Source organism: Pseudomonas sp. FP2196, from assembly GCF_030687715.1.
GTDB lineage: Bacteria > Pseudomonadota > Gammaproteobacteria > Pseudomonadales > Pseudomonadaceae > Aquipseudomonas.
Window position 1 is genome coordinate 4,488,635 of the sequence record NZ_CP117445.1, and the last position, 12,689, is coordinate 4,501,323.

10 protein-coding genes are annotated in these 12,689 nt (G+C 59.8%); 6 read left to right on the plus strand and 4 right to left on the minus strand.

The window, feature by feature from the left end; translation table 11 throughout:
* Nucleotides 1-14: 14 nt before the first annotated feature.
* Nucleotides 15-1,040, minus strand: coding sequence for an NAD(P)H-dependent glycerol-3-phosphate dehydrogenase (locus PSH79_RS20080; protein ID WP_305439189.1), 1,026 nt, complete (start codon nucleotides 1,038-1,040; stop codon nucleotides 15-17).
* A gap of 196 nt (nucleotides 1,041-1,236) precedes the next feature.
* On the opposite strand from PSH79_RS20080, the gene PSH79_RS20085 reads away from it, so the two are divergent.
* The 6 genes from PSH79_RS20085 to PSH79_RS20110 all read left to right on the plus strand — a co-directional run bounded on the left by PSH79_RS20085 (nucleotide 1,237) and on the right by PSH79_RS20110 (nucleotide 8,767).
* Entirely contained in the window at nucleotides 1,237-3,360 is a 2,124-nt protein-coding gene (locus PSH79_RS20085) for a TonB-dependent siderophore receptor (RefSeq protein ID WP_305439190.1), read from the plus strand.
* 1 nt (nucleotide 3,361) lies between these two features.
* Entirely contained in the window at nucleotides 3,362-4,294 is a 933-nt protein-coding gene (locus tag PSH79_RS20090) for an ABC transporter substrate-binding protein (protein ID WP_305439191.1), read from the plus strand.
* Nucleotides 4,291-6,195: an ATP-binding protein gene (locus tag PSH79_RS20095; RefSeq protein WP_305439192.1), complete on the plus strand. Its 1,905-nt coding sequence runs from the start codon at nucleotides 4,291-4,293 to the stop codon at nucleotides 6,193-6,195. Before PSH79_RS20090 ends, PSH79_RS20095 begins: the two co-directional genes overlap by 4 nt.
* Nucleotides 6,196-6,442: 247 nt before the next feature.
* Nucleotides 6,443-6,958, plus strand: a complete 516-nt coding sequence (gene fabA, locus PSH79_RS20100; RefSeq protein ID WP_003227150.1) for a 3-hydroxyacyl-[acyl-carrier-protein] dehydratase FabA — start codon at nucleotides 6,443-6,445, stop codon at nucleotides 6,956-6,958.
* 11 nt (nucleotides 6,959-6,969) lie between these two features.
* Nucleotides 6,970-8,190, plus strand: a complete 1,221-nt coding sequence (fabB, locus tag PSH79_RS20105) for a beta-ketoacyl-ACP synthase I (RefSeq protein ID WP_187681291.1) — start codon at nucleotides 6,970-6,972, stop codon at nucleotides 8,188-8,190.
* 388 nt (nucleotides 8,191-8,578) lie between these two features.
* On the plus strand, nucleotides 8,579-8,767 hold the full coding sequence (locus tag PSH79_RS20110) for a hypothetical protein (protein ID WP_007917473.1): 189 nt from the start codon (nucleotides 8,579-8,581) through the stop codon (nucleotides 8,765-8,767).
* Nucleotides 8,768-8,836: 69 nt separating this feature from the next.
* On the opposite strand, the gene PSH79_RS20115 is transcribed toward PSH79_RS20110, so the two are convergent.
* The 3 genes from PSH79_RS20115 to relA all read right to left on the minus strand — a co-directional run bounded on the left by PSH79_RS20115 (nucleotide 8,837) and on the right by relA (nucleotide 12,595).
* A complete protein-coding gene (locus PSH79_RS20115; RefSeq protein WP_305439196.1) occupies nucleotides 8,837-9,379 on the minus strand; it encodes a DUF2058 domain-containing protein in 543 nt (180 codons plus the stop codon).
* A gap of 25 nt (nucleotides 9,380-9,404) precedes the next feature.
* Complete coding sequence (gene mazG / locus PSH79_RS20120; RefSeq protein ID WP_305439197.1) at nucleotides 9,405-10,238, minus strand: nucleoside triphosphate pyrophosphohydrolase; 834 nt, start codon at nucleotides 10,236-10,238, stop codon at nucleotides 9,405-9,407.
* A gap of 113 nt (nucleotides 10,239-10,351) precedes the next feature.
* Nucleotides 10,352-12,595, minus strand: coding sequence for a GTP diphosphokinase (gene relA / locus PSH79_RS20125; RefSeq protein WP_007917476.1), 2,244 nt, complete (start codon nucleotides 12,593-12,595; stop codon nucleotides 10,352-10,354).
* Between the last annotated feature and the right edge of the window lie 94 nt (nucleotides 12,596-12,689).

The window sequence follows — 12,689 nt, forward strand, 5'->3', positions numbered from 1 at the left end:
TCGTTCCCTGTGAATCAGTTGAAACCACTGGTGGAAATAAAGTCGACGTCGGTTTTCGGCTCGGCCCGCATCAGTAGACCGATCACCTGCTCCAGCGTGCGTCCTTCGAACAGAATGGCGTGCAGCCCGGCGACCAGCGGCATGTAGACGCCAACCTCCTGGGATTTGGCTTTGAGCACCTTCAGGGTGTTCACCCCTTCGGCGACTTCACCGAGGCGCGATACTGCCTCTTCAAGGCTCAGGCCCTGACCGAGGGCGAATCCGACCTGATAGTTGCGGCTCTTGGGCGACGAGCAAGTGACGATAAGATCGCCGACGCCGGCCAAGCCAAGGAAGGTCATCGGGTTGGCGCCCTGATTCGCCGCAAACCGGGTCATCTCGGCCAAGGCGCGCGTGATCAGCATGCTCTTGGTGTTCTCGCCCATTTCCAGCGCCACCGCCATGCCGGCGATGATCGCGTAAACGTTTTTCAAGGCCCCGCCCAACTCCACACCGAAACGGTCGGCGCTGGCATAAACGCGGAACGTGCGGCCATGCAGCGCAGCTTGCACCTGTTTGCAAAGCTCTTCGTCTTCACTGGCGACCACCGTGGCGGTCAGCGCGTGTTCGGCGATTTCCCGCGCCAGGTTCGGCCCGGACAACACGCCGATGCGCGCCTGCGGGGCGATCTCTTCGAGGATCTGGCTCATCAGTTTGAAGGTGTGGGCTTCGATGCCTTTGGTCAGGCTGACCAGCATTTTGCCGCTCAGCCGCTCGGCGTGAGCCGCCAGCACCGTGCGCAACGCGCTGGACGGCAGCGCGACAAAGCACAGGTCGCAGGCGTCGAGGGTGGCTTGCAGGTCAGTGACCGCAGTCACGCCCGGCAGAATCTTGATGCCTTTGAGGTAACGCGGGTTTTCGCGATTGACCCGGATGGCCTCGGCCTGCTCGGGGTCTCGCATCCACTGCAAGACTTGATGGCCGTTCTCGGCCAGTAGATTGGCCACGGCGGTACCAAAACTTCCGCCTCCCAGGACCGCAATCGGGCGCTGTTCAGTCATATGCAATCCGTTAATCCATACCAGTGACGATGGCGGCATTATACGGGGCGACCCGGTCGCGGCCAGCCCCCACGTCAATTACCGACACTTGTAGGAAGAAGACCAATAAAACCTAGGAAAATGCCTGCAACGTGACTGGAAAAGTCGCAGCCCTCGGTTAACATGCGCGCCAATTATTCACTCTATAGGCTGTGTCGTGTTTTCTGGCCCTCCCCCATCCCGTTCCTCTCTGCTGCTGGCGCTGCTGTTCAGCCCTTTGTTGCAGGCGGACGATCTGTTCATGGACAGCGAAGCGCTGCCACAGGTACTGACGGCCACTCGGCTGAAACAGACGCCTGCGGAAGTGCCGGGGAGCATGACCGTGCTCGACAGCGAATTGATCACCGCCAGCGGCGCCCGTGACATCAGTGAACTGCTGCGTCTGGTGCCGGGGATGATGGTCGGCAACATCAGCGGCAATCAGGCAGCGGTCAATTATCACGGCACCAACGCCAGCGAAGCACGGCGTATGCAGGTGTTGATCGATGGCCGTTCGGTGTACCGCGCAGGCCTGGCCACGGTGGACTGGAGCGATATTGCGGTGGCCATCGAGGACATCGAGCGCATCGAAGTCTTTCGTGGCCCTAACACCGTCAGTTACGGTGCCAACGCGTTGATGGCGGTGGTCAACATCATCACCCGCAACCCGGCGGACAGCCACGGCACGCGGCTGAAGATTACTCGCGGCCAGCGCGGCATCAATGACTTCTATGCCAGCCAGGGCACGGGGTGGAATGGCGGCGACCTGCGTCTGTCGCTGTCCGGCCAGGAAGACGATGGGTTCGATAGCGATCGAAACGGCACCGATTACCGTGACATTCGTCGCTTGAACCGTTTCAGTCTCGCCGTCAGCCAAACCCTCAGTGACAACCAGAGTATCGACTGGCAGGTCAATGCAAAGGACGGCACCAACCAGCGGCCCTACACCTACCGCCCGGTGTTCTCGGGGATTACTGACGCCGGGAATAATTCCGACGTGGTGGCCAAGGATTACGCCGGTTCGGTGCGCTGGAACCTCGACATCAATCCCGAACACAGCCTCTATATCCAGGGCTCGGCGCAGCACTGGGATCGCCAGCAAACCTGGCGCGCTTGCGACGCCGAAGTGTCGTTCAGCCCCGAGTTGACGCAACTGTGGCAAATCGACCCGAATTACACTGAACGCCTTGCGCGCAATATCACCCGTTTCCTCGGGCCGGGCCCAGAGTCCGGTACGCCGCAGCAAATGGCGCTGGCCAATCGCGTGCTCGATCAGTGGCGCAACGGCGCCAGTCAAACCCTGTGCGGCGATATCGATCAGAGTGCCCGCGAGTCGCGCTACGACCTCGAACTGCAAGACACCCTCAGCCTGTCCGACAGCCTGCGTCTGGTCAGCGGCATGAACTATCGTTACGACCGGGCCGATTCCGAGACCTACTTCAACGGCACGCTGGACGACACCACTTGGCGCGCGTTCGGCCAACTGGAATGGCGCGCCACTGAACACTGGTTGTTGCAGGGCGGAGCGATGTTCGAAGACACCCAACTGATCGGCAGTTCGCTGACCCCGCGCTTCGCCGTCAATTACTTGATCAATCCGCGCCACGGCCTGCGGGCGGTGTACTCGGAGGCCATTCGCTCGCCGGACATGTTCGAGAACAACGTCAACTGGAGCTATCAGGTGACCAAGCTGCGTCCTTCGGCCTACGGCCAGTCGTCGGCGCGCTATTTCGTCAAGACTCGCGGCCCCGGCGATCTCGACCAGGAACACATGCGCTCGCGTGAGCTGGGCTACAACGGCTATTTCCCCGAGCAAGGCCTGGCGCTGGATGTGAAGCTGTTCTACGACGAAATCACCGGCATGATCAGTGAGCCACTGCGCAACAACCAATACATCGCCAGCAACGCCAACAGCTCACGGTTTCGCGGCAGCGAAGCACAACTCGACTGGCGCGTGAGCAGGGTCGACCGCTTGCGTTTCACTTACGCCTACGTCGACGCCGAGGCGAGCAATCCGCTGGACCAGCAATTCACCGCGAGCAACAGCGGGTCCGCCGGCTGGCTGCGCGATTGGGGCCACGGCTGGAACAGCGCCCTCTTCTATTACGGCGATAACGCACTCAACGGCTACCGCTTCGAACGGGTCGACACGAGAATCGCCAAACGCATCGCGCTGGGCAAGGCGCAACTGCAATTGGCCGGCGTGCTGCAACAGCGCCTCGACCACGAGCCGACCACGTTCGTCGACAACAACTACGACGAACGCCGCGTGATGTACTTCAGCGCCGAGCTGGAGTTCTAGAATGCGCTACGGCCTGTCACGGAAGACGCCGAACCTTGGCCACTGGCTGGCCGGGCTGTGCCTGTTTTTGACCGCATGGCTGAATGGCGTGGGGGTGCAGGCTGCCGACATTCTATTGACCGGCGCCGAAGAAAGTCCCGGGGTGCAGGCGTTCGTCCAGGCACTGAGTGAGTTGCGCCCGACCGATAATGTGCGCTTCCAGCCACTGGCCAGTCTGCCAGCGCCGGGCAAGCTGCCCTCCAGTCTGCGCCTGATTCTGCTCGACCTGCCGAGCCTCGACTGGCGTCTGCAAGAGTCGCAAGGCCCGGCGACGCTCGTCTTGCGCATCAGTCGCTTGCAAGCCCGGCAACGTCTCGGCTTGAGCCAACCGCCCCACTTGAGTTTGCTCTGGAGCGATCCACCGCTGGGCCGGCAGTTGCAACTGATCCGGCGGATTCTGCCTCAGGCCCGACGGGTTGGCGTGCTGTTCGATCAGCACAGCGAGTTCCTCCTTAAAGAACTGCAACTGGCAGCTCGCCCCTTGAACCTGGAAATCGTCAGCCAACGCTGGGACAACACCCACGACAGCCGCCCCCTGCAAGAGGTGCTGAAAAACAGCGACGTGCTGCTGGGCCTCGACGACCCGGATCTGTACAACCCGAAAACCGCGAAAAACCTGCTGCTCAGCAGTTACTCAAGGCAATTGGCGCTGGTCGGCCCCAACGCCGCGTTTGTCCGTGCTGGCAGCCTGACGAGCACTTACAGCGATCAGCACGACTGGCTGAATGTGCTCGACCATTTGCTCGACCAAGCTCCGGCCAATTGGCCGAGAACGCTCTATCCCGCACACTTTAAAGTCTCAAGTAATGCGCAGGTGGCTCGTTCCTTAGGGATCGAACCGCTTGATGACGCGTCTATGGCCAGCGCTTTGGCTGAAGGAGAACGCCGCCCATGAGTTTCCGTCGCCGTTGGGACATCAACACCCGCACTCAGCTGATAAGCCTGGGTCCGGCGCTGTTACTGACCTTGTTGCTCATCAGTTTCTTCACCTTCGTGCGCATTCAGGATTTGCGTCAGGAGCTGAACCACACCGGCCAGTTGATCGCCAACCAACTGGCGCCCGCCACTGAATACGGGGTGATTTCCGGCAATAACGACGTGCTGGAAAGCCTGCTCAAAGCCACACTGGCGACGCCCAACGTGCGTTTTCTGGAAGTGCAGGACAGCGCCAACCGGATTCTGGCGTACGTCGAACAACCGGCGGATGCACACCGTCGCCCGCATCAGGTCGAAGTGTTCCAGGCGCCGGTGCGGTTGCAACGAATCGCGTTGAACAATGATTTTTTTCAGGACGCAAAAGCCAGCAGTGGTGCGGCCAACGAGGATTATCTGGGGCGTGTGATCGTCGGTCTGTCCAACGATGCCTTCAGTCAGCGTCAGCAGGAAATCCTCCTCAAGGCCGGGATTCTCGCGCTGTTCGCCCTGCTCTTCACTTTCGTTGTGGCGCGGCGCCTGGCCGGCAGCCTGTCGCAGCCGATCCGCGATATCGGCCATGCGGTCAAGGCGATTCAGGACGGCGACTTCAAAACGCCGCTGCCGATTGTCGACGACACCGAACTGGGCGCCCTGTCGCAGCACATCAATAACCTCGCTCAAGCGCTGGAGCAGGCCAGTCGTGAACAGCAGCAGGCCATGGCGCAATTGATCCAGACCCGCGAGGAAGCGGAAAAGGCCAACAACGCCAAATCCGATTTTCTGGCGATGATGAGCCATGAACTGCGCACGCCAATGAATGGCGTGCTGGGCATGCTGCAACTGCTTGAAACAACAGAGATGACCGAGGAGCAAATCGAATACGCCGCGCTCGCCTCGGAATCCACCGAGCACTTGCTCAAGGTGATCAACGACATCCTCGACTTTTCGCGCATCGAACGTTCCGAGCTTGAGCTGGAACACATTCCGTTCAATCTCGCTGAAGTCATCGGGGCCTGCGCGCAGTCGTTCCAGCACAGCGCGGTGCAGCGTGGTCTGGCGCTTAATCTGCGAATTCCAGAGGACATGCGCGGCTTGCAGGTGCAGGGCGACCCGACGCGGATTCGGCAGATTCTGGTGAACCTGGTCGGCAATGCCCTGAAGTTCACCGAACAGGGCCGGGTCAGTATCGAAGCGCAGTGGCAATCGCTGGATCACGAACTGCTGTGGTTCACCTGCTCGGTACGCGACAGTGGCATCGGCATTTCGTCCGAAAGCCTGGAGCTGATGTTCAACGCGTTCCAGCAGGCCGACAGTTCGATCTCGCGACGCTACGGCGGCACCGGCCTCGGCCTGCCGATCGCCCGCACCCTCGCCGAACGCATGGGCGGCACCTTGCGTGCGCAGAGCGAAGAAGGTCGAGGCTCGGTGTTCACCCTGGAAATTCCACTGGCCCTATATAAGCAGGCGTTACCACAACTGGCCGCACCACGAGCACTGAATGGCAACGACCATGGCGAGGGGCGCAAAGTATTGTTGGTGGAAGATAATCCGGTCAACCAGACCGTGATTGAAGCGATGCTGCGCAGTCTGGGCTTTACTGTCAGTGTCGCCACTGATGGCGCGCAAGCGGTGCGCAGTGCCGAGAGCAATGATTTCGAAGTGATCCTGATGGACTGTCGCCTGCCGATCATCGATGGCTACGAGGCGACCCGGCAGATTCGTTGTCTGCACGGACGCAGCGATGTACCGATCATCGCATTGACGGCAAATGCTTTGCAGGGTGACCGGGAAACCTGCCTGTCGGCGGGCATGAACGATTATCTGGCCAAGCCGTTCAAACGCAATGACTTGCAGCAGATTCTGCAGCGGTGGGTGTCGTAGTGACGGCTTTTCGACCATCTGCGACTGGCGTGAAAAGCGAAAGTGCGGCAGTCTTAGGCACCCGAACGAGCCTCAAAAGGGGCTTGAATAAAAATTTCAGTGCACAAGTGTACATTCATGTCCTTGGTGCTGTGACTTTCACCACAACGCAATAGTCTATGAGTAGGCTGCCGGTTCGAGGCATGAACGCTTCGAACGGTCGGGAAGATTTGCCCCACCTGCCGCATGGGATTATTGAGGAGCTCGCATGACCAAACAAAACGCCTTTACTCGGGAAGATCTGCTGCGCTGCAGTCGCGGTGAGCTGTTCGGCCCAGGTAACGCGCAACTGCCCGCCCCGAACATGCTGATGGTCGATCGCATCACTCTGATCAGTGAAGAAGGCGGCAAGTACGGCAAAGGTGAATTGGTCGCCGAACTGGATATCAACCCTGACCTGTGGTTCTTCGCTTGCCACTTCGAAGGCGATCCGGTGATGCCGGGCTGCCTGGGTCTGGATGCCATGTGGCAACTGGTCGGCTTCTTCCTGGGCTGGCAAGGCCTGCCGGGCCGCGGCCGTGCGCTGGGTTCGGGCGAAGTGAAATTCTTCGGCCAGGTCCTGCCGACCGCCAAGAAAGTCACCTATAACATTCATATCAAACGCGTCCTCAAAGGCAAGCTGAACCTGGCCATCGCCGATGGTTCGGTGACTGTCGACGGTCGCGAAATCTACACCGCCGAAGGCCTTCGCGTCGGCGTGTTCACCTCCACTGACAACTTCTAAGGGTTATTCGCATGCGCCGCGTCGTTATCACTGGTCTGGGCATTGTTTCGTGCCTGGGCAATGACAAAGAGACCGTCTCCGCTAACCTGCGTGCAAGCCGCCCTGGCATCCGGTTCAACCCGGAATATGCCGAAATGGGTCTGCGTAGCCAGGTTTCCGGCTCCATCGACCTCAACCTTGAAGAGCTGATCGATCGCAAGATCTATCGCTTCGTCGGCCACGCAGCGGCTTACGCCTACCTGGCCATGAAAGACGCCATTGCTGACTCCGGCCTGACCGAAGAGCAAGTGTCCAACCCGCGTACCGGCCTGGTTGCCGGCTCCGGTGGTGCTTCCACGCTGAACCAGATGGAAGCACTGGACATCCTGCGCGAGAAAGGCGTCAAGCGCGTAGGCCCCTACCGCGTAACGCGGACAATGAGCAGCACCGTTTCCGCTTGCCTGGCCACGCCATTCAAGATCAAAGGCCTGAACTACTCCATCGCTTCTGCCTGCGCCACCAGTGCTCACTGCATCGGTACCGCCATGGAACAGATCCAGATGGGCAAGCAGGACATCGTTTTCGCCGGTGGCGGTGAAGAAGAGCACTGGAGCCAGTCGTTCCTGTTCGACGCAATGGGCGCTCTGTCCAGCAAGCGTAACGACACCCCGGAAAAAGCCTCCCGCGCCTACGACGCCGACCGTGACGGTTTCGTCATCGCCGGCGGTGGCGGCATGGTCGTGGTTGAAGAGCTGGAACACGCTCTGGCCCGTGGCGCGAAAATCTACGCCGAAATCGTTGGCTACGGCGCGACGTCCGATGGCTACGACATGGTTGCCCCAAGTGGCGAAGGCGCGATCCGCTGCATGCAGATGGCGATGTCCACCGTTGATACCCCGATCGACTACCTGAACACCCACGGCACTTCGACTCCGGTCGGCGACGTCGCGGAAATGAAAGGTGTGCGTGAAGTGTTCGGCGACAAGGCGCCAGCGATCAGCTCGACCAAGAGCCTGTCCGGTCACTCCCTGGGCGCCGCCGGCGTTCACGAAGCGATCTACTGCATGCTGATGATGGAAGGCAACTTCATTGCCGGTTCCGCCAACATCGACGAGCTGGACCCTGAAGTGGCCGATCTGCCGGTGCTGACCAAGACCCGCGAGAACGCCACCATCAACACCGTGATGAGCAACAGCTTCGGCTTCGGCGGCACCAACGCCACGCTGGTACTGAAGCGCTGGGAAGGCAAGTAACTCCCCAGGCTTGAGCCACACATGAAAACGCCCCGACTGGTTCGGGGCGTTTTTTTTGGCCTGCGGAAACTAGCCGGAACACCGCTGACCCCTGTGGGAGCTGGCTTGCCAGCGATAGCGGAGTGTCGGGTAACGAAGATGTTTGCTGTGCCGACGTCATCGCTGGCAAGCTCCCACAAGGTTCCTGGGGTGTCCTGTAGATGAAACTTCTGTCATGAAACTTACCGCCCTGCGACTGAATGTCGCGGATTCAGCGGCCTGCAGCACTGTTGCAAAAAACGCAACAACACCTTGCGCGAATCAGCCGTTTACTTAGCCTCCTAACAAATTCTATAACAGAGTCCTGCACACGCCTTGCTGCAGATAACTTGAGATTTGGAGCTAGCAGATGACTGTAAAAGTAACTGAACGCGACGATTCACACATGTCCCATGAAGGCGTAGCCGCCGGTATCCGGATCTGGGACGTGCATCAACAAGACTTGCTGGTCGGGATGTTCCACAACGAAATCGACGCCCACAACTACAAGGCCGAACTCGAAGTGCAAGAGCAGCAACGGGATCTGAAATCCGCCTGATTAAACCACAGCATTGAGAACGACAAACCCCGCCATGAGCGGGGTTTGTCGTTGTTACAGCTTATCGATTTACCACATCAGATCGTCAGGGATCTGGTAGGCCGCGTACGGATCGTCCTCGGTGCTGACTTCTTCGGTGTGCACGTTGAGCTGCACGATGCGTTGCGGATCGCGCTCCTGGATCTTCAGGGCCGCCTCACGCGGGATCACTTCGTAGCCGCCGGCATGATGGACGATCGCCAACGAACCACTGCTGAGCTTGTTGCGCATCAGCGTGTTGACCGAGATACGCTTGACCTTCTTGTCGTCGACGAAGTTGTAGTAATCCTCGGTGGTCAGCTTCGGCAGGCGCGAAACCTCGATCAACTGCTTGACCTGCGCGGCACGGGCCTTGGCCTCAGCTTTCTCTTTCTGCTGACGGTTGAGTTCCTGGTCGCGCTTGACCTTCTCGGCCATGGCTTCCTGGGCGGCGCGCTGCTGCGAGTCATCCAGCTCGATCTGACCTTTGTGGGCCAGACGCTGCTGTTTCTGCTTGTCCTTGCTGACCTGTTTGGCCTGCTTTTGGTTGACCAGGCCTGCTTTGAGCAACTGATCGCGAAGGGAAATACTCATGGGGCTTACTCACTTGGGCAGTTGCTCAGCCGCAGCTAGGCAAATTCTTTTCCTGACGTTTGGCTTCACCCCAGAGGGCGTCCAACTCTTCGAGGGTGCAATCTTCTATGGGACGGTGGGTGTCGCGCAATGCCTGTTCGATAAATCGGAAACGTCTTTCGAACTTGCCGTTGGCGCCACGCAGTGCGGTTTCCGGGTCGACCTTCAAATGCCGGGCCAGATTGACCACGGAAAACAGCAGATCGCCTATCTCGTCAGCCACCGCTACCGGATCGTTCTCGGACATGGCTTCGAGCACTTCGTCGAGCTCTTCGCGTACTTTGTCGAGCACCGGCAAGGCGTCCGGCCAGTCGAAACCGACCTGCCCTGCACGCTTCTGCAATTTGGCCGAGCGTGACAATGCCGGCAACGTTGCGGGCACATCGTCGAGCAGTGACAGTTGCTCGGGTGCGGCGGATTTCTCGGCACGCTCTTCGGCCTTGATTTCCTCCCAGCGCTGCTTGACCTGATCTTCGGTCAAACGCGGCACGTCCAGTGGCGCATACAGATCGCCGGTAGGGAAAACGTGGGGATGACGGCGAATCAGCTTGCGGGTGATGCTGTCGATCACCCCGGCGAATTCGAAGCGCCCTTCTTCCCGAGCCAACTGGCTGTAATAGACGACCTGAAACAGCAGATCTCCCAACTCGCCCTGCAAGTGATCGAAGTCGCCGCGCTCGATGGCATCGGCCACTTCGTAGGCTTCTTCGAGAGTGTGCGGGACGATGGTTGCGTAGGTTTGCTTGATGTCCCACGGGCAACCGTATTGCGGGTCGCGCAAACGGCTCATCAAATGCAGCAGGTCTTCAAGGCTGTACATAAAAATCTCACTCAACCCTGTAGGAGCTGCCGCAGGCTGCGATCTGTTGATCTTGTCTTCTAAAAACAACATCAAAAGATCGCAGCCTGCGGCAGCTCCTACAGGGGGATGCGTTACGGTGTGCGGTTACGCCGCGTTTCGATGATGTTCGGCAACTGGGAAATCCGCCCCAGCAGCCGCCCCAGCGCATCCAGACCCGGGATCTCGATGGTCAGGGACATCAGCGCGGTGTTGTCTTCCTTGTTCGAGCGGGTGTTGACCGCCAGTACGTTGATCCGCTCGTTGAGCAGCACCTGCGAGACGTCACGCAGCAGACCGGAACGGTCGTAGGCGCGGATAACGATGTCCACCGGGTAGGTGAGCACCGGGACCGGCCCCCAACTGACCTGAATGATCCGCTCCGGCTCGCGCCCGCCCAACTGCAACACCGAGGCGCAGTCCTGACGGTGAATGCTCACGCCACGCCCCTGAGTGATGTAACCGACAATCGCATCACCCGGCAGCGGCTGGCAGCAGCCCGCCATTTGCGTCATCAGGTTGCCGACGCCCTGGATCTGGATGTCGCCGCGCTTGCCCGGTTTGTAACCGGTGGCTTTGCGCGGGATCAGTTCCAACTGTTCGTTGCCGCGTTCCGGCTCGACCAGTTGCTGCGCCAGATTGACCAGTTGCGCCAGACGCAGATCGCCGGCACCGAGTGCGGCGAACATGTCTTCGGCGGTTTTCATGTTGGCCTTGTCCGCCAACTTGTCGAAATCCACCGCGGGCAGACCGAGACGCGTCAGTTCGCGCTCGATCAGGGTTTTACCGGCCGCGACGTTCTGGTCACGGGCCTGCAACTTGAACCAGTGAACGATCTTCGCCCGCGCCCGCGACGTGGTGACGTAACCCAGGTTCGAGTTCAGCCAGTCACGGCTTGGCGTGCCGTGTTTGCTGGTGATGATTTCGACCTGCTCACCGGTCTGCAGGCTGTAGTTGAGCGGTACGATGCGCCCGTTGATCTTCGCGCCTCGGCAGTTGTGGCCGATTTCGGTGTGCACGCGGTAAGCGAAGTCCAGCGGCGTCGCGCCTTTGGGCAAGTCGATGGCGTGACCGTCGGGAGTGAAGATGTAAACCCGATCCGGCTCGATATCGACCCGTAGCTGTTCGGCCAGACCACCAATGTCACCCAGCTCTTCATGCCACTCGAGCACCTGACGCAGCCAGGAGATTTTCTCTTCGTAGTGATTGGAGCCGGACTTGACGTCGGTGCCCTTGTAGCGCCAGTGCGCGCAGACGCCGAGTTCGGCTTCTTCGTGCATCGAGTGCGTACGAATCTGCACCTCAAGCACCTTACCCTCAGGACCGATTACCGCCGTATGCAGCGAGCGATAGCCGTTCTCTTTGGGGTTGGCGATGTAGTCGTCGAACTCTTTCGGAATGTGCCGCCACAGGGTGTGGACGATGCCGAGCGCGGTGTAGCAGTCGCGCATTTCCGGCACCAGCACGCGAACGGCGCGAACGTCGTAGATCTGGCTGAATTCCAGACCTTTGCGCTGCATTTTGCGCCAGATCGAATAGATGTGTTTGGCCCGGCCGCTGATATCCGCATCGACGCCGGTAGCCTGCAATTCATCCTTGAGCTGGGTCATCACATCGGCGATGAAACGCTCACGATCCAGCCGTCGCTCGTGGAGCAACTTGGCGATCTGTTTGTATTGATCAGGCTCGAGGTACCGGAAGGACAAGTCCTCCAGCTCCCATTTGATGTGACCGATGCCGAGCCGGTGCGCGAGCGGCGCATAGATGTCGAAGACTTCCCGGGCGACACGGTTACGCTTTTCGTCGTCGGCGGTTTTCACCGCACGAATGGCGCAGGTGCGTTCGGCCAGCTTGATCAGCGCGACGCGGACGTCATCGACCATCGCCACGAGCATCTTGCGCAGGTTTTCCACCTGCCCTTGCGTGCCCATGACCATCGACTGGCGCGGACTGAGACTGGCGCTGATGGCGGCCATGCGCTGCACGCCATCGATCAGTTTGGCGACCACCGGACCGAAGCGCTGGCCGACCGCCGCGAGTTCGATCTGGCCTTCGCGTACGCCGCGATACAAGACCGCCGCGACCAGCGAATCCTGATCGAGCTTGAGGTCGGCGAGAATCTCGGCGATTTCCAGGCCGGTGCTGAAACTGCCGGAGCCTTCGGCCCACAGATTCTTCTTGGCATTGGACTGTTGTTCGGCCTCGCGAGCGAACTCGCAGGCTTCTTTCAAGGCTTCGCGATCCAGTGCCAGATCGACACTGACCGCGTGATCGAGCCAAGCCTCGAGATTGATACTGCCGTCAGTGTTGATCGGCTGGTGTGCTCTCACCTGTACCATCTTGCTTTACCTTCCCTACGACGCAGATTCAATGCGTCAAATCGCTGATCTTCAACGCCCGTTTGCGCTCGCGGGGCTAGAGCGAGCGCGGCAC